The organism is Methylorubrum pseudosasae (genome assembly GCF_029504475.1).
Taxonomy (GTDB): Bacteria; Pseudomonadota; Alphaproteobacteria; order Rhizobiales; family Beijerinckiaceae; genus Methylobacterium; species Methylobacterium extorquens.
The window spans coordinates 1,441,597-1,464,628 of the sequence record NZ_JAQGDU010000002.1; the positions used below are offsets into that span (position 1 = coordinate 1,441,597).

At 67.8% G+C, this 23,032-nt stretch carries 17 protein-coding genes and 1 pseudogene; 10 read left to right on the plus strand and 8 right to left on the minus strand.

What is annotated here, in order from left to right:
* Positions 1–48 precede the first annotated feature (48 nt).
* The 3 genes from M2437_RS07745 to ilvN form a co-directional block, all read right to left on the minus strand.
* Positions 49–1,818, minus strand: a complete 1,770-nt coding sequence (locus tag M2437_RS07745) for an N-acetylglutaminylglutamine amidotransferase (RefSeq protein ID WP_253387032.1) — start codon at positions 1,816–1,818, stop codon at positions 49–51.
* Between the two features lie 223 nt (positions 1,819–2,041).
* Positions 2,042–2,686: a glutathione S-transferase family protein gene (locus tag M2437_RS07750; RefSeq protein ID WP_253387033.1), complete on the minus strand. Its 645-nt coding sequence runs from the start codon at positions 2,684–2,686 to the stop codon at positions 2,042–2,044.
* Positions 2,687–2,748: 62 nt separating this feature from the next.
* Entirely contained in the window at positions 2,749–3,291 is a 543-nt protein-coding gene (ilvN, locus tag M2437_RS07755) for an acetolactate synthase small subunit (protein WP_003598264.1), read from the minus strand.
* 106 nt (positions 3,292–3,397) lie between these two features.
* Here ilvN and M2437_RS07760 point away from each other — a divergent pair, with 106 nt between their 5' ends.
* Positions 3,398–4,309 carry a methyltransferase domain-containing protein gene (locus M2437_RS07760; RefSeq protein WP_253387034.1) on the plus strand — a complete coding sequence of 304 codons (912 nt, stop codon included), beginning with the start codon at positions 3,398–3,400 and terminating at the stop codon, positions 4,307–4,309.
* Between the two features lie 60 nt (positions 4,310–4,369).
* Here M2437_RS07760 and M2437_RS07765 read toward each other — a convergent pair whose 3' ends face one another.
* From M2437_RS07765 to M2437_RS07775, 3 genes are all read right to left on the minus strand, one after another.
* Positions 4,370–6,145 (minus strand): acetolactate synthase 3 large subunit, encoded by a 1,776-nt coding sequence (locus M2437_RS07765; protein WP_012255891.1) that lies wholly within the window; start codon positions 6,143–6,145, stop codon positions 4,370–4,372.
* A gap of 665 nt (positions 6,146–6,810) precedes the next feature.
* Positions 6,811–8,304 (minus strand): protein adenylyltransferase SelO, encoded by a 1,494-nt coding sequence (locus tag M2437_RS07770; protein ID WP_253387035.1) that lies wholly within the window; start codon positions 8,302–8,304, stop codon positions 6,811–6,813.
* A 188-nt stretch (positions 8,305–8,492) separates the two neighbouring features.
* The gene (locus M2437_RS07775; RefSeq protein WP_003598253.1) at positions 8,493–8,996 is read right to left on the minus strand and encodes a YciE/YciF ferroxidase family protein; all 504 of its coding nucleotides are present in this window, start codon (positions 8,994–8,996) and stop codon (positions 8,493–8,495) included.
* Positions 8,997–9,276: 280 nt separating this feature from the next.
* Between M2437_RS07775 and M2437_RS07780 the strand changes: the two genes are divergently transcribed.
* Both M2437_RS07780 and M2437_RS07785 read left to right on the plus strand, forming a co-directional pair.
* Positions 9,277–10,611 carry an MFS transporter gene (locus M2437_RS07780; protein ID WP_253387036.1) on the plus strand — a complete coding sequence of 445 codons (1,335 nt, stop codon included), beginning with the start codon at positions 9,277–9,279 and terminating at the stop codon, positions 10,609–10,611.
* Positions 10,612–11,049: 438 nt separating this feature from the next.
* Entirely contained in the window at positions 11,050–12,021 is a 972-nt protein-coding gene (locus M2437_RS07785) for a PAS domain-containing protein (protein WP_253387037.1), read from the plus strand.
* A 74-nt stretch (positions 12,022–12,095) separates the two neighbouring features.
* Here M2437_RS07785 and M2437_RS07790 read toward each other — a convergent pair whose 3' ends face one another.
* Positions 12,096–12,476, minus strand: coding sequence for a hypothetical protein (locus tag M2437_RS07790; RefSeq protein ID WP_253387038.1), 381 nt, complete (start codon positions 12,474–12,476; stop codon positions 12,096–12,098).
* A 950-nt stretch (positions 12,477–13,426) separates the two neighbouring features.
* Here M2437_RS07790 and M2437_RS07795 point away from each other — a divergent pair.
* Positions 13,427–13,882, plus strand: coding sequence for a hypothetical protein (locus M2437_RS07795; protein ID WP_056464036.1), 456 nt, complete (start codon positions 13,427–13,429; stop codon positions 13,880–13,882).
* Between the two features lie 425 nt (positions 13,883–14,307).
* Positions 14,308–15,010, plus strand: a pseudogene (locus tag M2437_RS07800) (GntR family transcriptional regulator).
* Positions 15,011–15,014: 4 nt separating this feature from the next.
* Here M2437_RS07800 and M2437_RS07805 read toward each other — a convergent pair.
* Positions 15,015–15,425, minus strand: coding sequence for a nuclear transport factor 2 family protein (locus tag M2437_RS07805; RefSeq protein WP_012255881.1), 411 nt, complete (start codon positions 15,423–15,425; stop codon positions 15,015–15,017).
* 210 nt (positions 15,426–15,635) lie between these two features.
* Here M2437_RS07805 and M2437_RS07810 point away from each other — a divergent pair, with 210 nt between their 5' ends.
* From M2437_RS07810 to M2437_RS07830, 5 genes are all read left to right on the plus strand, one after another.
* Complete coding sequence (locus tag M2437_RS07810) at positions 15,636–16,826, plus strand: ABC transporter substrate-binding protein (RefSeq protein ID WP_253387040.1); 1,191 nt, start codon at positions 15,636–15,638, stop codon at positions 16,824–16,826.
* 34 nt (positions 16,827–16,860) lie between these two features.
* Positions 16,861–17,730, plus strand: coding sequence for a branched-chain amino acid ABC transporter permease (locus M2437_RS07815; protein ID WP_012255879.1), 870 nt, complete (start codon positions 16,861–16,863; stop codon positions 17,728–17,730).
* Positions 17,731–17,732: 2 nt separating this feature from the next.
* The gene (locus M2437_RS07820; RefSeq protein WP_253387041.1) at positions 17,733–20,204 is read left to right on the plus strand and encodes a branched-chain amino acid ABC transporter ATP-binding protein/permease; all 2,472 of its coding nucleotides are present in this window, start codon (positions 17,733–17,735) and stop codon (positions 20,202–20,204) included.
* Positions 20,201–21,139, plus strand: a complete 939-nt coding sequence (locus tag M2437_RS07825) for a polysaccharide deacetylase family protein (protein ID WP_253387042.1) — start codon at positions 20,201–20,203, stop codon at positions 21,137–21,139. The genes M2437_RS07820 and M2437_RS07825 overlap by 4 nt, the downstream gene beginning before the upstream one ends.
* A 170-nt stretch (positions 21,140–21,309) precedes the next feature.
* The gene (locus M2437_RS07830; RefSeq protein ID WP_253387043.1) at positions 21,310–22,926 is read left to right on the plus strand and encodes a gamma-glutamyltransferase family protein; all 1,617 of its coding nucleotides are present in this window, start codon (positions 21,310–21,312) and stop codon (positions 22,924–22,926) included.
* Positions 22,927–23,032: the final 106 nt, after the last annotated feature.

Here is a 23,032-nt window from a genome sequence, read left to right on the forward strand (position 1 = left end):
GGCGAATGTCGGCGCGGCGGTTCATGCGTGCAACGCAGGAGCGGCGGATCAGATGCCGTGCGATTGCAGCCACGCTTCGAGCAGCGCGACCTGCCAGAGCTTGGAATTGCCCTTCGGCGTCAGCGTCCCGTCGGGATCGGCGAGCAGGCGATCGACGTAAGCCCGGTTGAAGATACCGCGCTCGCGGGCCGCCGGTCGGTCGAGAACGTCGCGCACGAACTCCATGAACGGCCCGCGGATGTGCTTCAGGGCCGGGACCGGAAAGTAGCCCTTCGGCCGGTCGATCACCTCAGCCGGGACCACGGCGCGGGCGGCCTCCTTGAGGATGTACTTGCCGCCGTCGCGCACCTTCAGTTCGGCGGGAATGCGAGCGGCGAGTTCGACCAGTTCGTGATCGAGGAAGGGGACGCGCGCCTCAAGCCCCCAGGCCATGGTCATGTTGTCGACCCGCTTGACCGGATCGTCCACGAGCATGATCCGCTGATCGAGGTCGAGGGTCTTGTCGATGGCGCTCGCGCTCTGCGAGTCGGCAAAGAAGCGGGCGATGAAGTCGCGGCTGTAATCCTTGTCTACGAAGTCGGGTGTGAGCGCCTCGCGCATCTCCGCGTGGTCGCGGTCGAAATAGGCGTTCGCGTAATCCGTCGTTGGGTCGGTCGATCCCATCAGCTTCGGATACCAATGGTAGCCGCCGAACACCTCGTCGGCGCCCTGACCGCTCTGGATCACCTTCACGTGCTTGGCGACTTCCTGCGAAAGCAGAAGGAAGGCCACCGCGTCGTGGCTCATCTGCGGCTCGGCCATGGCATGGATCGCCGCCGGCAGGGCCTCCAGCGTGCGCGAGCCGTCCACGATGAGCTTGGCGTGGTCGGTCTCGAACCGCTCGGCGATGATGTCGGAGTACTTGAACTCGTCGCCCTCGACGCCGTTCACCGCGTCGAAGCCGACCGAAAAGGTCTTGAGGCCGCTTTGACCGCTCTTCGCCAGCAGGGCGACGATCACCGAGGAATCGAGACCGCCCGACAGCAGCACGCCGGTCGGCACGTCGGCGATCTGACGGCGCGCGACCGCCGTGGTGAGCGAGTCGAGCACCGCTGCGCGCCAATCCGCCTCAGTCCTGTGGCGGTCCTCCTCGCGCGGACCGACCACAAGCGACCAGTAGGTCTCTTCGCGGCGCGAGCCATCGGGCTCGAACGTCAGCGTCGTGGCCGGGTGGACCTTCCGCACGCCCTTGAGGATCGTCAGCGGCGCCGGCACGCCCGCGTGCCAGCTCATGTAGTGGTGGAGCGCCACCTTATCGATCGTTGTGTCGACATCGCCCGCCGCGAGCAGGGCCGGCAGCGAGGAAGCGAAGCGGAAGCGCTTGCCGGTCTCGGCGTAGTAGAGCGGCTTGATGCCGAGCCGGTCGCGGGCGAGCGTGACCCGGCCTGAGTCGCGTTCGTGGACGGCGAAGACGAACATGCCGAGGAAGCGCTTCACGCAATCCCGGCCCCAGGCGTGGAACGCCTTGAGCACGACCTCGGTGTCGCTGGTCGAGAAGAAGCGGTAGCCCTTGCCGACGAGCTCCTCGCGCAGGTCCTTGTAGTTGTAGATGCAGCCGTTGAAGACGACCGAAAGCCCGAGCTCGGCATCGACCATCGGCTGCTGGCCGGCTTCCGACAGGTCGATGATCTTCAGACGGCAGTGGCCGAACAGGACGCCGCCCTGGCCATGAAGCCCGCCGGCATCGGGACCGCGGGGGCGCAGAACCTCCATCATCGCCCGCACGGCGTTCGGATCGGCTGTCCCGCCGAAGTTGATCTCTCCGCAGATCCCGCACATCGCCGCCAGCCGCCCTCGTCTCGTCCTCGGTCATTGAACCTGAGCGACAGAACCGAGTCGCGCCCGGCGCGTTCCATGCCGCCCGCGAAACCCTCACCTTTGTTCGATTCCACACGGTGAGGTCGCTTCGGGTGTCGTAGCCAAGCGATTCCCGCGCCACGTGCGATGCCCCCGTCGGCAGCCGGCCAACGAAGGGATCACCGTCGGACCGCGTGCCGAAACCTCAGGCCGGCAGCGCCAGTCCCTCGCGGGCGGAGACGGCGCGCACCGCAGGGCGCTCGGCCATCCGGCGGGCATGCGCTGTCCAGGCCGGAAAGAGCGCAGGCATATCGAAGCCGATCGTCGGGCCGCGGGCCCAGACCCAGAACACCAGGAGATAGGCATCGACGACGCTGTAGCGCTCGCCGAGCGCCCAGCCGCCGTTGGAGAGACGTACCTCGGTCATGGTGCAGAGATCGCCGAACGTGTCGGCCCCCTTCGCCCGGATTTCCGGGAAGGCGGCCTCGTCGGCGCTGTAGCGCTCGGGCCGGCGGACATGGGCGTAGGCGATGTGATGCCCGGTCGAGAGCCACGCCATCCACTCGTCGGCCACCGCCTGCCCGCGCAGATCCTCCGGTAGCAAGCCTGCCTCCGGATGGGAGCGGGCGAGGTGGCGCAGGATCGCGGCGTTCTCGGTGAGCACCCAGCCCTCCTCGTAGAGGGCCGGTACGCGTCCGCGCTCGTTGATCGCGAGATATTCCGGCGCCCGCTGGTCGCCCTTGGCGAGGTCGAGGCGAATGGTCTCGTAGGGTGCGCCGATCTCCTCCAGCACGATGTGGGAGGCGAGCGAGCAGGCGCCGGGGGCGTAGTAGAGGGTGCGGGCGGTCATGGGCTTCTTATCGCTGCGGACGACGCCTCCCGAAGAATAGCGCCGTCCGCGGGAATGCCCAGTTACAGCGGCTCCGCGCCGCGCCCCATCGCGGCGATGCCGGTGCGGGAGATCTCCACGAGGCCGATCACGCTGAGCAGGCGGATGAAGCGGTCGATCTCCTCCGTCGAGCCGGTCAGCTCGAACACGAAGGAGTTCAGCGTGGCGTCGAGGGTGCGGGCGCCGAAGGCGGAGGCGAGGCGTAGGGCCTCACTCCGGTGCTCGCCGGTGCCGGCCACCTTCACGAGGCACAGCTCGCGCTCCAGCGCCTGCCCCTGAAGCGTCAGATCGACGACGCGGTGCACCGGGACGAGGCGGTCGAGCTGCGCCTTGATCTGGTCGATCACGGCGTTGGTGCCGGTGGTGACGATGGTGATGCGCGAGAGGTGGCGTGCCTCTTCCGTCTCAGAGACCGTCAGGCTCTCGATGTTGTAGCCGCGGCCGGAGAACAGGCCGGCGATGCGGGCCAGCGCACCGGGCTCGTTGTCGACGACCACCGCGAGGGTATGGCGGTTGACGCTCTCGATCCGCGTGGGCTCGGGGTAGTGGGTGTTCATCGCATTCATTTCGTCGCGTCCCTCAACTTGATCTTCTTACGATCTCACCTGCGCCACCTCAGGTCGGCACGCGAGTGCTGGACCCGCCTGCCGATGGCATGATACCGGCCGCGCCATGGATCGGCGTCAGCGTGTTTTGAATCTCGTCCGGCCGCAGGGCCGAACCGGCGTCGAGCTTGGGCCCCTCACACGCCCGATCCTCCTCAAGAGCGACGGCAACGTCCTCTATGCCGATCACCTCTCGACCGAGGGGCTGCGCCACCAGTACCGCGACCACCCGACCCTCGGCCCCGCCGGCATCGAGGGGATCGTTCCCGTCGATGTCGTGCTCGGCGAAGGCGGGCTGCCGCGGGCGCTCGGCTCGCGCGGTCCGGTCGATTACATCGTCGCCTCGCACGTCGTCGAGCACGTTCCCGACTGCATCGGTTGGCTGCGGGAATGCGGCGACGCCCTGAACGAGGGCGGCGTGTTCTGCCTCATGGTGCCGGACAAGCGCTTCACCTTCGACCATTTCCGCACGCCGAGCAGCGTCGGCGCGCTCGTCGCCGCCCATCTGCTGCGGCTGCGCACGCCACCGCCCGAGGCCGTCTACGAACATTTCGCCAGGGCCAGCGAGATCGACGTGCGCGCCACGTGGCGCGGCACGCCGGCTCCGGACAGGCCGATCGTCGGCGGTCCGCCGGCGGCTCTCGATGCCACCGCGACCGCCATCGCAAGCGGCGTGCACATCGACGTCCACTGCACGGTGTTCACGCCGTACAGCTTCGCCCGCGCCCTCACCGAACTCCTCGCCCTCGACCTGCTCCCGTACGAATGCGCGGCCCTGGAGCCGACCCGTCCGTACGAGACCGAGTTCTTCGTGCTGCTGCGCAAGCGCAGCGACCTCACCGCCGCGGAGCGCGCCGCCACGGTGCCCCAGCTGGACCCGCGCCGACACGACGCCCTGCCACCGCCCGCGGGTTGGCCGAAGCGAACCCGCGCGGCAGCGGGCCGATGGGTCAGGCGCCTCCGCGGACGGAGGCCCTGACCGATCGAAACGGGCGACGCTGGGCATGGCGGTCCGGGCGTTCGCGCGCTGCGGGTCCGATCAGACCAGCATCTTGCCCTCGGCCGAGATGACGTCGCCGATCTCCACCCCGGTCTCACCGAGATAGTCGGACAGCAGCATCTCGTTGTGCGCCTTGCCCGACGGGATCATCGGGAAGCAGTTTTCCTTCTTGTCGACGATGCAGTCGAAGATGACCGGACCGTCATAGTCGAGCATCTCCTGGATCGCCGCGTCGAGCTCACCGGGCTTCTCGCAACGGATACCCTTGGCGCCGTAGGCCTCGGCGAGCTTCACGAAGTCCGGCAGGCTCTCCGAGTAGCTCTGCGAGTAGCGCGAGCCGTGCAGCAGCTCCTGCCACTGGCGCACCATGCCCATATACTCGTTGTTCAGGATGAAGATCTTGACCGGCAGCCGGTACTGCACCGCCGTCGACATCTCCTGCATGTTCATCAGGATCGAGGCTTCGCCCGCGATGTCGATGACGAGGCCGTCCGGGTTGGCGAGCTGGGTGCCGATCGCCGCCGGCAGGCCGTAGCCCATCGTGCCGAGGCCGCCCGAGGTCATCCAGCGGTTCGGCTCATCGAACTTGAAGTACTGCGCCGCCCACATCTGGTGCTGGCCGACCTCGGTCGTGACGAAGGTCTTGCGGTCCTTGCACGCCTCGTAGAGCCGCTGCACCGCGTATTGCGGCTTGATGATCGTGCCCGACGGCCAGTAGGCGAGGCAGTCGCGCGACTTCCAGCGGCTGATCTTGTTGAACCAGTCCTCCATCCGATCCTTGTCGGGCTGCTTCGGCAGCGCGCGCCACTGGGCGAGCATCTCCTCCAGCACCGCGGCGCAATCGCCGAGGATGCCTACATCGACCTTCACGACCTTGTTGATCGAGGAGGCGTCGACATCGACGTGGATCTTCTTCGAGAACGGCGCGAAGGCGTCGAGGCGGCCGGTGATGCGGTCATCGAAGCGCGCGCCGATGTTGATCATCACGTCGCAGTCATGCATCGCTAGGTTGGCCTCGTAGGTGCCGTGCATGCCCAGCATTCCGAGGAACTTGTCATCGGAGGCCGGGAAGGCACCGAGGCCCATCAGCGTGGACGTGACCGGGAAGCCGGTCTCGGCGACCAGCTCGCGCAGCAGCCGCGAGGCTTCCGGGCCCGAATTGATGACGCCGCCGCCGGTGTAGAAGACCGGACGGCGCGCGCTCGCCATCAGCTCGACCGCTGCGCGGATCTTGTCGGAATCGCCCTTCACCGGCGGGTTGTAGGTCTTGTGGCCGTCTTGAGCCGGGCGGGAGTAGACGCCGGAAGCGAACTGGATGTCCTTCGGCAGGTCGATGACGACCGGGCCGGGGCGCCCATGGCTCGCGACGTAGAACGCCTCGTGCAGGATGCGCGGCAGGTCCTCGATCGATTTGACGAGGTAATTGTGCTTCGTGCAGTGGCGGGTGATGCCGACCGTGTCGCATTCCTGGAACGCGTCGGAGCCGATCAGGTGCGTCGGAACCTGACCCGTCACTGCAACGAGCGGGATCGAGTCCAGCATCGCGTCGGTGAGGCCGGTGACGATGTTGGTGGCACCGGGGCCGGACGTGACGAGGACGACGCCGACCTTGCCCGACGAACGGGCATAGCCCTCGGCCGCGTGGACCGCACCCTGCTCATGGCGCACCAGCACGTGCTGGATCTTGGTCTCGTTGAAGAGCGCGTCGTAGATCGGCAGCACCGCGCCGCCCGGATAGCCGAACAGGGTATCCACGCCCTGATCCTGGAACGCCCGGATGACCATCTGGGCCCCGGTCATGACCTCGCCGCTCATCGATTCCTCCATCAATCCGTTCTTCGTCTTCCGATCCGCATGCCGGCCCGCTGGATTTCGCGCAATAAAAAAGGGCCCCGAGGGACCCTGCATGCGCCACCGACCGGGCCTGTCAGGCTTGAGATCAAGCCCGCCCCGTCTGTGGCGCTTCCACTACGATAAGAACCGTGCGCATCGTCGATCCGTTCGCCGCTGACCCGCCGAGTTTCGGCGAGCGCCCTGCACGTGACATCCTGCAGGTGAGGGGCGCGGAGTAAGCGATGCGCACCCTCCCGTCAATCCGCATATCCCGTATTTGCGGCGACAAAGCTTGTATTCGATACGCGTCCCGCCGCTCCACTGTGTCAGGCCGCCTGCATCGCCCCTGGGCAGTGCGTCACCTCGGCGCGAAGACCCTCCGATTGCCGCGACGGTTCGGAGGCCGAGCAGCGCATCCCGGCCAGCGAGCGACAGTCGAACCGTCTGAGGTGAGCGGACGGTTTGCGCTATGATGAGCCCCTCGACCACATCGCAGACGATGATAGATCGAGGAGGGTGATTAGAGGCGCACCATCATCGAGAAATTCACCGCGATTGTATTTTTCAAAATCATTCAACGATGCCGACACGGCAAATGTATTTGATACTGCTTGCGATCCACATACTAAATTGAAAAAAATTCTTTCTCAGGTTCCGCAGAAGGTGCGATATCCGCGCCCGCCGCCTTCCGGAGGCTCGGCATATCGCGCGAAATCCGGCTGGTCGTCGTAGGGGCGCGCAAGGACCGTCAATAGCGTCTCGAACGGTGCGAAATCCTGCCGTTCGACCGCGGCCGTGATCATCTCCTCGACGCGGTGGTTGCGTGGGATGAATGCGGGATTGGCGGCCCTCATGATCTGCCGCCGGGCGGCGGCATCGCCGGCCTCGTCCTTGAGCCGCCTGCGCCAGCCTGCGGCCCAGCGATCGAATGCGGTCGGATCGATGAACAGGCTCCGCACGGCTTCGACAGCGGCCGGATCCGATTCGCCATCGGGTCCCGGCACAGCCTCGCCCAGGCGCCGGAAGGTAAGGGTGAAATCAGCCTCGTTCTCGGCCATGGTTTTCAGCAGGTCGCCCGCAAGCGCGGGATCGCCGTCGCGCGTCGTGGCGAGACCGAGCTTGCGGTTCAATCCGCCGTGATAGGCCGCCTCGAACTGACCGGCGAAGCCGGTCAGCGCCGCCTCGGCCTCGGCAACGGCCTGCGTCTCGTCCTCCGAGAGAAGAGGCAGCAGCGCCTCCGCGAGTCGGGTGAGGTTCCAGAGGGCGATGCGCGGTTGGTTGCCGTACGCGTAGCGCCCATTGCGGTCGATGGAGCTGAAGGCGGTCGCCGGGTCGTAGGTGTCGAGAAAAGCGCAAGGACCGTAATCGATGGTCTCGCCGGCAATCGACATGTTGTCGGTGTTCATCACGCCGTGGATGAAGCCGACGGTGAGCCAACGCGCGACCAGTTCGGCCTGACGGCGGATCACACCGTCGAGCAGGGCGCGGTAGGGATTGTCGGCCCGCGCCGCCTCGGGATCGTGGCGCGCGATGGCATGGTCGGCGAGCGCGCGCAGACCTTCGACGTCGCCGCGGGCGGCAAAGAACTGGAACGACCCGACTCGGATATGGCTCGAAGCCACCCGGGTCAGCACTGCGCCCGGCAGCACCGTCTCGCGGATCACCCGCTCGCCGGTGGTCACGGCGGCCAGCGCGCGGGTGGTCGGAATGCCCAGGGCGTGCATCGCCTCGCTGACGAGATACTCGCGCAGCACCGGCCCGAGGGCGGCGCGCCCGTCGCCCCGGCGGGAAAACGGGGTCGGGCCAGAACCTTTGAGTTGGACATCGCGGCGCCCGTCGCGACCGACGACCTCGCCCAGCAGGATCGCACGCCCGTCGCCGAGTTGCGGCACGAACTGCCCGAACTGATGCCCGGCATAGGCTGCCGCCAGCGGCTCCGCGCCCTCCGGAACCCGCCGTCCGGCCAGCACTTCGACGCCCTCCGGGCTTTCGAGCCGATCGGGATCGAGGCCGAGATCCACGGCGAGCGCCCGATTCAGCCGGATCAGCCGGGGCGCCTCGACCGCCGTCGGCGCGACCCGGCCGAAGAAGTGGCTGGGCAAGCGCGCGTAGCTGTTGTCGAACGGAAAGAGGGCGGTCATCGGCGATACCGGTGTGAAGGCGGCTCGATGTGAGACGCGGACAGAGCAAAGGGAACGGTTGGCCTGCGCGCAAGGCCCTCGCGCCGGAAGGCGCGAGGACTGCGACGTCCGGCATCAAAGGATCGCCGGATTGCCGATTCGATCAGAGCCGACCGGTGACGGAACTGCGGCGGTCCTCTCGTCGGGGGTCAGGCCGCCTTCTGGTTCACCCGGCTCTCAGCCAGAGCCGTGAGCTTCTGGTCAGTCGCCTTTTCCTCGTCGAGCGTCTGCTGGAGCACCGCCGCGCAATCGTCGCGGCCGAGCCGTTTGGCCCAGGCGACGAGGGTGCCGTAGCGGGCGATCTCGTAATGCTCGACCGCCTGCGCCGCTGCGAGCAGGGCGGCATCCAGCACTTCCTTATCGGCGACCTCGCCGGCGGTTTCGTTGGCTTCCTTGATGATCCCGTCGATGGCAGGGCAGTTGACCGCCTTCGGCTTGTGGCCGTGCATCTCGAACACCTGTTCAAGGCGTTTGATCTGCCCTTCCGTCTCGCGCAGATGCGTCTCGAAGCCCTGGCGAAGCTGCGCGTTCGTCGCCTTCCCGATCATCGTCGGCAAAGCTTTGGTGATCTGGTTCTCGGCGTAATAGACGTCCTGCAACGTGTGCACGAAGAGGTCGTCCAGCGATTTGATGTCCTTCGTGAACAGACCCATGGCGTCCTCCTGTAATGGTCTCGGGCCCATGCCTGAGCACGCCCCGTCACAGGGAATCCCGACGGCGCTGCGGCGGTTCCGATATGCCAGTCAGAGGGCCTGACATCGCCAACGGCTTCGCTTCACGTTTGGGACAACATAGTTCTATTTTCCCATTCCTGCCCCGCCCTGCGGTCACAGCCGTCGCGGGGCCTGAAGCCGCTTCTATCCGGCCCTCGGCAAGTCCGTTACGAGATCCCCGAGCACGGCATGCGGCAAGGCGATCGGACGGGGTGACGGCATGGCGGATGCGCTCACGAGCAAGGTGGCGCGGCGGCTGCTGCCGTTCCTGATGCTGTGCTACTTCTTCGCCTATCTCGACCGGGTGAATGTCGGCTTCGCCGCACTCACCATGAACCGGGATCTCGGCCTGTCGGCGACGGCCTACGGGTTCGGCGCGGGGCTGTTCTTTCTCGGTTACGTCGCGTTCGAGGTGCCGAGCAACCTGATCCTCGAACGGGTCGGGGCGCGGCTCTGGATCGCGCGGATCATGGTGACGTGGTCGCTGGTTTCGGCCTCGACCGCACTCGTCGTCGGCGAATGGTCGTTCTACCTCGTGCGCATCGGGCTCGGGCTCGCCGAAGCCGGCTTCTTCCCCGGCATCATCCTCTATCTCACCTACTGGTTTCCCGCCCGACAGCGCGCTGGCATCGTCGGCACCTTCATGATGGCGGTGCCGCTCTCGGCGGCGATCGGTGCGCCGCTCTCGGGCCTCGTCATGAGCCTCACCGAAGGCTGGCTCGGGCTCGCGGGCTGGCAGTGGCTCTATCTGCTGGAAGCCGCACCCAGCCTGCTTCTCGGCATCGCGACCCTGTTCGTGCTGACCGACCGGCCGGAACGCGCCTCGTGGCTGACCGCTGAGGAACGGGCGAGCCTCGTGGCGCGGATGGCGGAGGATCGCCGGCTCAGCCCGAACCGGACGGCGCATCTGGGTGCAGCCCTGCTCGACCCGCGGGTGCTCGGGCTCGGGCTGGTCTATTTCGGGCTCAGCACCGGACTTTACGCCGTCGGCCTGTGGTTGCCGCAGATCGTGAGCGGCTTCGGCTTCACGACGACGGCAACGGGGTTCGTGACCGCCGTGCCCTACATCGTCTCGGCTGCGGGCATGCTGGTCTGGACGCGCCATTCCGACCGCACGGGTGAGCGCACCCGCCATGTCGCGATCCCGACCGTGGCCGCCGGCCTCGCCCTCTTCGCCGCGAGCCGGGCCGGCACACCGCTCCTGACCATCGCCGCGCTCAGTGCGGCGGCGCTCGGCGTTTTCGCGGCTCTGCCCACCTTCTGGACCTTGCCGACCCGCCTCCTCACGGGCAGCGCGGCCGCGGGCGGCATCGCCCTGATCAACGCGCTCGGAAGCCTCGGCGGATTTGCCGGACCCGCCCTCATGGGCTGGATCCGCGATGCGACCGGACGCTTCGACGACGCGTTGGCGGCAGTGGCCGCCGTGCTGGTTGTGGCTGGGCTCGCGGTTCTCCGCCTCGGCCGGGACATCGCGCGGGATACGGGCGCGAGCGCAGATGCTGGACCGGCCCGCAGCCCCAAGGGGGACGCTCGACCGGCACCAAATCAACAATGATACCGACGGATGCCGCGCGGCGATCCGCCGGATAGGCGTCGAGCCCCAAAGGGTGGCGGACAGGCGGCGCTGCCTGCCGCCGATGACCGAACCGAAAAAACGGACGTCGGCGCGTTGCCGGATCAGGGCCGGCAAGCTTTCCCTCAGCCGCCTCTCAGCAGAATGGCCCGTATCCAGGCCACCGGTTGGTGGATGAGAATGCGGCGATCGTTATCGCGCCGCATCTGGGAGCGAGTCCTTTGACGCCTTCTCGCGGAAGGAAAAGCTGAATTGCAAATGCGTCAATATATGTTGGGTTCGCTCTCAGCGCTCCTCTGCTATCGAGGTCACAAGCGGAGCGCCAGCGCACAATCTGGTCGCAAGAACGCATTCGCTCGTTAGAGAAACTGGGATATGCCCGCGGCCGTGTCCCCGATCGTGCCCCACGAAATCCTTCGCATGGTCGAAGGCTTCGGCCTGACCGGAACGTGGTCGTGGACCTTCGCCACCGATCGGCACGTCTGGTCGCCGGGTCTGTTTCGCATTCTCGGCCTCGAACCGACGTCAGCCCGGGCGGAGTACGGCCTGCTCTTCGCCCTCGTCCATCCGGAGGACCGGGACAGCATCACCTCGACGTCGGAGTTGCTTCAGACCGGCCACATGATCCAGCAGACCTTCCGGATCATTCGCCCTGATGGAACGCTGCGCACGGTGATGAGCCGCGGCGAGGTGGTCATGGCGGCGGACGGGCGCCCGCTTCAGGCCATGGGTGTGCTGATCGATGTGAGCGACCGTGAGATGCTGGCGCGCGCGCAGGCCGCGGACCGTCGGCGCAAGAGAGCCCTCTTCGAGCAGACCAGGGCGTTCACCTCCGTCACCGCCGTCTACCCCTACACCGACTTTTCCCCCGAGTGGCTGGAGCTGGTCGGGTTGCCGAGACAGGCCCTGCTCGAGGAGCCGACGCTGCCCGTCCTAAAGGAGGAACGTGCGCGTTGGCGCGACCACGGTCGAGAACTCTACCTCACGCGGCAGGTCGTCCACACGCGTCCGCGTCTCATTCTGGCAAGCGGCGAGATCGTACCCTATCGCATGGTGATGGTGCCGATGCGGAACGCGAGCGGCGCCGACGAGGGTTGGGTCAACTACATCGCACCGCTCCATCTCGACGGGGCCGTGCCCGCTGTCATGCGCGAGAGCCTGGAGCAGCTTGTCCGCGGCATCCATTTGCGGGCGGGTCGCGCTCTGCTCGACTGGTCGATGCAGCAACTCGCCGAAGCGGCCGGACTCTCGTTCTCGACCGTCCGCCGGCTCGAGGACGAGGACGTGAGTGCCTCCCGGCGCGCGTTGCAGGCCGCGATGAGGGCCTTGCGGACGCACGGGATCGTCTTCTCGTTCATGGATGACGGGACGATCGCCCTCGGGAAAGTCTGAGCCGTCCCGCTCGCCTCGCGCGCAGACGGAATGCTGCCCCGATCCCCGGCCCGACGCCGATCCAGCCTGCGCGATCACGTCGTCGACGGCGACCGCGCAACCCGCGAGCGGGGCAGGACCGAGGAGGCCAGCATCGGGCTTGTTGGGCGTATCAGGCGAACTTTGCGGTGGAGTGCGGCATGGACATCGCCCGGCACCGTAGCAACGGGAAGGCTGGCTTCGCTCCCGTGCGTCGTGTCCGTCGGGTGCGCTGGCTCCACGTCGACCGCTTTCTTAGCAATCACTGGCGCCGGCTTACGGTACGGGACGAGCCGGGTCGCTCCGAAGAAAACGAGACCGACGAGGCCCCAGCCCACCGAAGCGATGTTCGGCGCACCAGCCAACATCATCACCAGCAAGCCGCCGAGAGCGGCGGCCACACCCAGAAGTCGGAGCTCGGCGGCAAGTGAACCCATGGCTGCGTTCTACGAAGCTGCGGTTGCGAGGGCGTATACGTGACTGGTCGCATTTGAAGAATTGGCTTCGGGTACACCCAGAGGGCGCGCGAAGGTCTACGCGTCGCGCAGCAACCACGACCGCGGCGCCGCCGGACAGATGCAATCAGTCCAAGATCACGAAATAGTCAGCGCCCGGCGGCGAAGCTTGACAACAGGCGAAAGTATCATTTGAATTGTTTGGCTGCGCCGATACTGTCAGGCCGGCGGCTGGTGGGTCGGCATCTTCATCGTTGTCGGCCCACCAATCTCACCCCTCGGCTGTGGTAGGACGCGCGAATACGATCACGGATGTATATTTCGTTGCCGTAACTCGGCACGATAGCGACCGCCGGATCGAAAAATTTTTGCGCTTCGCGAGGCGGGCGTGCCGTTCTGGACGCTCGGGTCGTCGGCGCCCTCGGCGGCGATCATACCCGGTCGCCATGAATGGCGCGCGGCGAATGCCAAGAGCGCAGGCCATTGAACAGTGCGTGTATCGTGCCCGCGGCGAACGTCGCGATGATCACGCCTTCGACCCTGCTCCGCCCTGTATGGCGCCTGGCGGCCGGATCGACCCTTTCGCGATCGTCTTCAGCAACGATGGGTCGAGGGCTGCGCCCGGCCGGTTTCCGTTGCAGACACTTCACCGAAGGGCAGGGGCAAGCCAAACTCACGGAGAGACGTGGGCCCGTTCCAAGCCGCCCAAACAGGCTCAATCACGATAGGACGCCCCTGCGTGTGGGGAAGAAGATTCAAAAATAGAAGGCCGGCGGATTGTCCGAAATCCACCACCCTGGGCGAGCCGATCGCGTTTACGAACAAGGACGAGCGGGCGCGGTACGCACATCCATCGGATTGTGACGGGGCCGGAATGCCGATCTTGTCTGCCGGGGGGAGAAAAGGCGAAACGGATGCATGGAAGGCCGCCCATGACCGCTTCTGTTCCCGGGTTATCGCGCAAGGCGCTGGCAGACCGCCTCTCGAAAGAGATGGCCGAGGCCGAGCGCCAGGGCTTCGGAACGTCGACGGTCTGGCTCACCCGTGAAGAGACCGACCTGATCTGCGCGGCCCTCGAAGCGGCTTCCACGGACGATGGTAGGCGCCTCGATTTCCTCGACCGGTGCGTGGCGGCCATGACCGCACGGGACGGATCGGACCGTCGGTGGCGGATGTCGATCGACCAGGACCACTTGATGCTTGGCACGACGGTCGACGCGCACGGCCTCCCGTCCTGCCGCGACGCCATCGATGAAAGGACAGCCGAGCTGCAACGCGCTCAAGCGATGGCAACCGGAGAAAAGCATCGAGAGGAGCCATTGCCGACCCGCCCCGACGGCCCCCATGATTTTACGCCCCGACCCTACGCACGTGGCGGAAAAGCATAGCGCATCGCGACTGTATTGGGCGCGCCTTGTATCGATCTGCATTTCTAATATTATATTGCCGCACACTGATCAAATTTTCATTCCGAACTAACCGGATAAATATAATCTCTTCCGGCCGCTTGCTCTGGTCTATTCGATGCGGAAGCCGTGAACGCACGGCGCTCTCCACCCGCAGTTCGATTGGGCGGCACCCGCAGGTGCTGACCTTCGCGTTCACCGCACTGACGCGGCCCATGAGGGGTAGGGGGCGACCGCAAGGGCCGTCTCATCCACCCGTTGCGCCCGTTCATCGAGCTGGGCAAACGGGCCCGAGGCGCTCCGGCGCCATTTGTGCATCTGCTGCGAACCGGCGTTCAGGCGGCTCGAAGCGGACACGCGCGGTCGAGAACGTTTGCCCTCTGTCAAAAGGTTGATGCGCGTCCGCGATGAGACAGGGTGAGACGAACGCCCCGACCGACCGTGTCGGAACGATCTGCCGATCTTTGCGGCGGGCGATCGTGGAGCGGGCGCTGACCCCGGGAGACCGGTTTGCCGGAGGACGCGCTCGGCGAGCGGTTCAGCGTCAGCCGGACCATCGCGCGGCAGGCGCTCGGCCAACTCGCGGGCGAAGGCTTGGTCGAACTGCGCCGAAACCGCATCGCCGTGGTCGCGAGCCCGAGCTGGGAGGAGGCGCGCGATACCTTCGACGTGCGCATCAGCCTCGAGCGCCTCGTGGTCCAGCGCCTCGCCGGCCGTCTGAGCGCCGAGCAGCAGACCGTGCTGGAGGCCCATATCGCGGGCGAGGAGCAGGCGAGCGGTGGGCCGGAGGCGGCCTCGATCCGGCTCGCCACCGAGTTTCACCTGCTGCTCGCCGAGATGACCGGGAGTCCGGTTCTGCGCCGCTACGTCGCCGAACTGGGCTATCGCTGTGCCCTGATCCTGTCGCTCTACAGCCGGCCGCACTCATCGGACTGCGCGGTGAGCGAGCACCGGGAGATCGTGGCGGCGCTCGTCGCGGGCGATGCCGGGCGCGCAACCACCCTGATGGATCACCATCTCGACGCGGTGGCGGAGCGGGCGCGCATCCTGAAGGAGCCCAGGCGCGAGCGCGACCTCATCCGCCTGCTCGCGCCCTACATCGACGGCTGACGGGTCAGGCCGATCCGCCCTGCCGTTCGAGCAGGCGCTCGGCGCTGTCGTTCCAGACCTCCATTGAGACGATCAGACCGTCCCGCACGGTGAAGCGGTCGACGTAGCGGTTGCCCTCGAACGCGGTGCCGTCCGGCCACGCGCCATAGAGGGTGCCGAGGCTGTAGACCGTGGTGAAGCCCTCGCCCGGCACCACGTCGAGCCGCTCCATCCGCTTCTTCACCCAGGCGTATCGCCCGGCGTTGAACGCCGTCACCTCGCGCGGATGGTGGAACACGCGGCCGCCGGTGAAGACGATCGCGATGCCGGGCGCCATGTAGCCCGCCGCGGTCTCGGGATCGGGCACCATCGACGCTTCCAGATAAGCCGTTACCGCCGCCGCATCACGCGCGCTCTCCGTTGCCTTCGCATCCATACCGCAATCTCCTTGGTCTCGGCCGTGGTGCCCTGAACATGCTGCCGCCGGGGCACGCGTGCATGCAGAAAGTGTATGCACTTTGCCACGACTTTGTGCACAATTGGCGGGCGGCGGGCTCCGGGCGGGAAAATGCGAGAAGAAACAAGCACGTTTCATCTGGCACGCCCGTTGCGGTCCTTGGTCGACCGCATACGGAGCCGGATCGCCATGCCTCAACGCCTCAAGCCCGCCCGCTCCCTCGCACGGCGTTTCGTCCTCGGCGCCCTTTTGGCGGGGGTCACGAGCATCGGTGCCGTCTGGGCCGCAGAGCCGGTGAAGATCGGTCTCGTCACCGCGCTGAGCGGCCAGTCGGCGAAATCGGGCGAGGCGATCTCCCGCGGGATCGGGCTGGCGATCGAAGAGATCAACCGCAACGGCGGAGTCCTCGGCCGCCCGCTCGAACTCGTCGCCCGCGACGACGAGGCCAACCCGTCCAAGGGCGTGCTCGCCGCCCGAGAGCTGATCCAGCGGGCCGGCGTGGTCGCGCTGATCGGCGGTCTCGACACACCGGTCTCGATGGCGATCGTGCCGATCGCCAACCAGATGAAGGTGCCCTTCGTCGGGCCTTGGGCGGCCGGCACCGGCATCACCCGCAACGGCGCCGCCGACAACTACGTCTTCCGGGTCTCGGCGGTCGATGCGCTCGTGGACGAGGCCCTCGTCGCCTACGCGGTGAAGACCTACGGGGCGAAGAAGCCCGGTGCGATCCTCGTCAACAACGCCTGGGGCGAGTCGAACCAGCAGGGGCTGGTTGCGGCGCTGAAGTCCGCGGGTCTCCCCAGCGCCGGCATCGAGAAATACGAAGCCAACGACATCGACATGGTCCCGCAGCTTTCCCGCCTCCGGGAGGCCGGGGCCGACGCGCTGTTCCTCGTCGGCAATGTCGGCCCCTCGGCCCAGGTGGTGAAGTCCCTCGATCGGATGGGCTGGACCGTGCCGGTGATCTCCCATTGGGGACCGGCGGGCGGGCGCTTCGACGAACTCGCAGGGCCGGGTGCAGCGCGGGTGCACTTCGTCCAGACCTTCACCTTCGCGGGCAACGACAGCCCGAAGGCGAAGGCGGTGCTCGACGCGCTCAAGGAGAAGTACCCGGCGATCAAGTCCATGGCCGACGTCACGCCCGCCGTCGGCATCGCCAACGCCTACGACGCCACGCACCTGATCGCCCTGGCGATCCAGGCGGCGGGCGCCACCGAGGGGCCGAAGGTGCGCGACGGCTTCTACAAGGTCGCGCCCTATTCGGGGCTGATCAAGACCTACGAGGCTCCGTTCGCACCGGGCCAGCACGACGCCTTGAAGCCGGACGACTACATCTTCGCAAGCTTCAAGAACGGCGAGATCGTCGCGGTGACCAAGTGAGCGGTTTCAGAAGCCCGCGCGCAGGGAGGCGTCCATGCTGACCAGCACCCTCGTCAGCGGGCTCGGCCTCGGCAGCATGTATGGGCTGGTGGCGCTCGGCTTTCACATCACCTTCGCGGTCTCCGGCACGGTGAACTTCGCGCAAGGCAGCGCCGTCACCCTCGGGGCGGTGCTGGGCTACACCTTTGCGGTTCAGCTCGGTTGGCCGATGCCGCTGGCTATCGCCGCGTCTCTGGCCGGCTGCGCAGGGCTCGGTCTCGCCGTCGAGCGGCTGCTGGTGCGCCCCTTCGTGGTGCGCGGCTCCGATGCGTGGCTCCTGGCGACGGTGGCCGGCGGCATCATCCTCGACAACGTCCTGCTCTTCACCTTCGGCAAGGAACCGCGCAGCCTGCCCTCGGCGCTGGTCGCGGCGCCCGTGCAGGTTCTGGGCGCGGGTGTCTACCCGCTCCAGCTCTTGATCCCGGTGGTCGGCGTTGCGGCGGCCGTGGCGATCCGCGCCGTGTTCCGCGGCACGGAACTCGGCCGGGTGCTGCTGGCAGTGGCGCAGAATTCCGAAGCCGCGCGGCTGATGGGCATCGACGTCGCCCGCACCGTGGCCTGCGCCTTTGCGCTCTCGGCCGTGCTCGCGGGCGCGGCGGGCCTGCTCATCGCGCCGCTCTTCTCCGTCTCGGCCGAGATGGGCGCCCTGTTCGGGATCAAGGCCTTCGCCGTGGCGATTCTCGGCGGCATCGGCTCGGCCACCGGCGTGGTGCTGGCGGGCCTTCTCTACGGCCTCGTTGAGGCCGGCGTCACCGCCACGCTGGGCTCCGGCGCGACCCAGATCGTCGTCTTCTCGGTCATCATCCTCGCGCTCGCGCTCCGCCCGAACGGCTTGCTCGGCCGCGCCGCCGTCAACAAGGTCTGACCATGCGCTCGCTTCTCCGGGCGCCGGCCGCGATGCCGCTCGCCATCCTGGCCCTGACGCTCGCGGGCCTCGCACTCGTCGCCGCGACGAGCGGCTACAGCCACTTTGTCATCGCCTTGGTGGCCCTCACGGTGGTGGCCGGAACCGGGCTCAACGTCCTGCTCGGGCTCGCCGGCCTGATCTCGTTCGGCCATGCCGGGTTCTACGCGCTCGGCGCCTATGCGAGCGCGATCCTGACGCTCAAGGGCGTGAGCTTCTGGCTGGCGCTTCCGGCCGCGGCCGGGCTCTCCGCCCTCGTCGGCGCGGCGCTCGCCGTGCCGGCGATGCGGGTGCGTGGGCCCTACCTCGCGATGGTGACGATCGCCTTCGGCTTCCTCGTCGAGCACGCGCTGATCGAGGGCGGGGAACTCACCGGCGGGCAGAACGGCCTCGTGGTCGCGACCGGCCCGACCCTGTTCGGCCTCCCTCTCGGCGAACGCGACCTCGCATGGCTCGCGGTGATCGGCGCGGGCCTCAGCCTCTACGGCTTCCACCGGCTGCGCCATGCCCGTCTCGGCCAAGCTTTGCGCGCGGTGCGCGACGCCGATGTCGCCGCCGCCTCGCTCGGCTTCGATCCGGTGCGGGTGAAGACCGCCGCCTTCGCGATCTCCGCGGCGCTGACCGGGCTCGCGGGCGCGGTACTGCCGCCGCTGATGCTGTTCATCGCGCCGAGTTCGTTCCCCTTCACGCAGTCGATCCTGTTCGTCCTCGCGGTCGTGGTCGGCGGAGCCGGCACCGTGCTCGGGCCCCTGTTCGGCGCGCTGGTGACGGTGCTCCTGCCCGAGGCGCTGGCAGGGCTGGCCGAGTACCGGCTGCTGTTCTTCGGCCTCACCACCCTGGTGGTGCTCTGGCTCGTGCCGGCGGGCATCGTCGGCAGCCTCGCCCGGCTTCTACCGCGGGGTGGCGGAACGCGCTCGGAGCCGGGAGTCGAGGCACCGGATTTCCTGCACCGGACCGGGGGCGCGCCACTCGCCGTCGAGGGGCTCGGCATCGCCTTCGGCGGCATCCGGGCGGCGGACGGCGTCGGCTTCGAGGCGCGCCCCGGTGCCATTACCAGCGTGATCGGCCCGAACGGCGCCGGAAAGACCACCGTCCTCAACATGATCTCGGGATTCTACCGCCCGAGCGCCGGCACGATCCGCCTCGGTGAGCGCGAACTCGCCGGGAGGCCAGCCCACGCCATCGCCCGCGCCGGCATCGCCCGCACCTACCAGACGACCCGGCTGTTCGGCTCGCTCAGCGTCATCGAGAACGTCATCCTCGCCCGTGCTCCCGGACGCCTACTGCGCCGGGCGCAAGCGCGGGACCGGCAGGATGCGGCGGCCCTGCTCGCCTTCGTCGGCTATGCCGGCGCCCTCGACCGTCCGGCCTCCGAACTGCCCCATGTCGACCGGCGGCTGGTGGAGATCGCTCGCGCGCTGGCGGGGTCCCCGAAAGTGCTGCTCCTCGACGAGCCGGCAGCCGGCCTCGCCAGGGCCGAGACTGACCGCCTCGGCGTGCTGCTGCGCCGGATCGCGGCCTGCGGCATCGCGGTGATCCTCGTCGAGCACGACATGCCGCTGGTGATGGGCGTGTCCGACCGCATCCTCGTCATGGATGCCGGCCGGCCCATCGCCCGCGGCACCCCCGCCGAGGTGCGCCGCGACTCCGCCGTGCTGCGAGCCTATCTCGGCGCCGCCGAAACCCCGGCCCGGCCGCGGTCCGCGCCCTGGAGCGGTCCAGCCGACGCGGTCCTCTCCGCCCACGGCCTGCGCGCGGGCTACGGTGCCGCGCCCGTCCTCGACGGCATCGCCCTCGCGGTGCGGCCGGGCGAGACCGTGGCTTTGCTGGGCTCGAATGGGGCCGGCAAATCGACGGTGATGCGCTCGCTCGCGGGCCTGCTACGCCCAGTCGAGGGCTCGGTGGTGCTGGCGGACACGCCCGTCGCGGCGCTGCCGGCGCACAAGATCGCCCGGCTCGGCCTCGCTTTGGTACCGGAAGGGCGCCAGGTCTTTCCCGAACTCACCGTCGTCGAGAACATCCGCCTCGGCGCCTGGAGCCGCGGCGGCCGGGTCGATCCGGCCGAGGTCGAGGCCTTGCTCGACCGCTTCCCGCGCCTGCGCGAACGGGCGGGCAGCCGCGCCGGCCTGCTCTCGGGCGGGGAGCAGCAGATGCTGGCGATCGCCCGCGGGATGATGGCGCATCCGCGCATCCTCCTGCTCGACGAGCCCTCCCTCGGGCTCGCCCCGGCGATCATCAACAGCCTCTACGCGACCGTGGCCGAGCTGCGCGACCAGGGCACGACGATCCTCATCGTCGATCAGATGGCCGCGCTGGCGCTGACCGTGGCCGACCGCGGCTACGTCCTGGAGCAGGGGCGCGTCGCCGCGGAGGGCACGGCAGCGGAGCTCAAGGCGGACGAGGCCCTTGAAGCTGCCTATCTCGGGGCGGCGTGACGGTGCACGCGCTCCACAACAACAGGATCGAGACCATCCCCGTGACGAAATCGGCGCCGCCCCCTGCCGGCCATGGCCGCTACGCCTATTCCGCCCTGCCGGACCGCCCAATCTACGACTGGCCGGAGGGCAAGCGCCTCGCGGTCTACATCGCCCTCAACCTCGAAACCTTCGAGTTCGGCAGCGGCCTCGGCGCCGAGCTGGCGCCGGGCGGGCCGCAGCCGGACGTGCTGAACTATGCATGGCGCGATTGGGGCAACCGGGTCGGTGCGTGGCGCATCCGCGACATGCTCGACGACCTGCGGATGCCGGCGAGCATCCTCGTCAACAGCCGGATCTACCGGGACTGTCCGGGCTTGATCGAAGCCTTCCGCGCCCGCGGCGACGAGATCGTCGGGCATGGCCGCAGCAATGCCGAGCGGCAGGGCACCCTTTCGGAATCCGAGGAGCGCGCCCTCATCGCCGAGGCGACCGCTGTGCTGACGCGGGAGGAGGGTAGGGCGCCCGCGGGCTGGCTTGGCCCCTGGATCTCACAGTCGCGGGTCACGCCGGACCTGCTGGCCGAGGCGGGCTACCGCTACCTGCTCGATTGGTGCCATGACGACCAGCCGACATGGTTCGCAACGCGGAACGGCGGGCGCATCCTCTCGGTGCCCTACCCGCAGGAACTCAACGACATCCCCGCGATCGTCGCCCGCAAGGACACGGGACGCGCCTTCGCTGAGGCGATCACCGACGCCTTCGAGGAGATGCTGGAGCAGTCGCGCCGCGCGCCGCTGGTCATGGGCATCGCCTTGCATCCCTACATCGTCGGCCAGCCGCACCGCTTACGCCCCCTGCGGCAGGCGCTCGAACGGATCGCCGGGCATCGCGACGCTGTCTGGCTCACCACGGCCGGCGCGATCGCGGCACACGCTGCCGAGTTGGTGAAGTAGCGGCGCCGTGCGGCCGGCCTCAGGCATCCCCAGGCGGTCTCTCGATCGGCCCAAGCGGACGCCCTGGAGACCCGGTCATGGATCATAGCGAAAGCCCTCACCATTCCGCGTCGGCTGCCTCTCGGCGTGCGCTTCTCCTGACCTCTGCGGCTGCCCTGGGGGCGACGACCATGCCGAGCCGTCTCTTCGCCGAAGCAAGCGCCCCCCGCGGCGCCCTCGCCGAGTCCCGCCAGGGCATGGTGACGAGCCCGCACGAACTCGCCAGCGAAGCCGGGCGGGAGGTGCTGCGAGGGGGCGGCAACGCCATCGAGGCGGCGATCGCCATCAATGCCACCCTCTGCGTGACCTACCCGCATTTCTGCGGCCTGGGCGGTGACGCGTTCATGATCGTCAGCGACCGCAACGGCGCCAGCTTCACCCTGTCCGGCATCGGGCAGGCGGCGGCGAAGCTGCCGCAGGACGGCCAGCCGATCCCGCTGCGTGGACCGGGATCGGCGATCACCGCCGCGGCCGCGGTCGATACCTGGGAGCAAGCCTTCACCTACAGCCAGCGGGCCTGGGGTGGACGGCAATCCTGGAAGGGGCTGTTCCAGCGCGCAATCACCTACGCGGCAGAGGGCTTTCCCCTGACGCCGTCGCAGCGCTTCTGGGCGAACTTCCGCGCCAAGGAGATCGGCAACTGGCCCGATATCGTGCGCGTTTTCACCACCGAAGGCCGCATCCCGGAGGCCGGGGAGATGTTTCGGCAGCCCGACCTCGCCCGCACGCTGACGACGCTCGCGGAGAATGGTGGCCGCGACTTCTACGAGGGCGAGTTGGCCGAGCGGATTGCGCGTGGGCTGGAGCAGGCAGGCTCGCCCCTGACGGCGGACGACCTTGCCCGCTGCCGGGCGCGCAACGAGAGCGCGCTGCGCGTGCCCTACCGGGGCGGGGAGCTCATCAGCCTGCGCCCGCCGACACAGGGCCTCACCACCCTTGAGATCATGGGTGTTCTCGACCGCTTCGACGTGGCTTCCCTTCCCGAGGGCAGCGCCGATTACTACCACCTCCTCGTCGAAGCGGTGAAGCTGGCCTTCATCGACCGCAACAGCTTCATCGCCGATCCCGATTTTGTGGATGTGCCCGTCGAGCGGCTGCTATCGGCCCCGCACCTCGACGCGCAGGCCCGGAGCATCGATCCGAGCAAGGCTGCGCCCTGGCCCCATGTCTTCAAGACGGGGGATACCGTCTTCATCGGAGCGGCCGACCGGGACGGCAATTGTGTCAGCCTGCTGCAGACGGTCTATTTCGATTGGGGCAGCGGCGTCGTCGCAGGCGATACCGGCATCCTCTGGCACAATCGCGGTGCGTCCTTCAGCGTGGACGCCAACAGCATCAACGTGCTGCGCCCCGGAAAGCGTCCGTTCCACACGCTCAATCCCGGCATGTACTTCAAGAACGGCCGTCCGAACTTGTTGTACGGCACGCAGGGCGCGGATGGGCAACCACAGACCCTGTCGGCGGTGCTGACGCGCCTGATCGATTACGAGACGGATCCGCTCACCGCCCTCGCACGCCCTCGGTTCCTTCTGGGCAAGACCTTCTCGGACAGCCGCGACAGCCTAAAGCTCGAACTCGATGCGGGTCAGGCCGTGTTCGAAGAGCTGAAGGCGCGAGGGCACGAGATCAGCCCCATCCCCGCCCAAAGCCCCCTGGCCGGCCATCCCGGCGCAATCCGCATCGAGGATGACGGCCGCTTCGTCGGCGCCCACGATCCCCGCAGCGATGGCTTGGCCCTCGGCCTTTGATCAGGATGCTGATTACCTCGACGGCTATCCGTCAACGAGTACAGGCGACATTCGGCGTGGCGCCTGGTAGAGTGCGATCAGCAATTTCTCGGCACATTTTACTGAT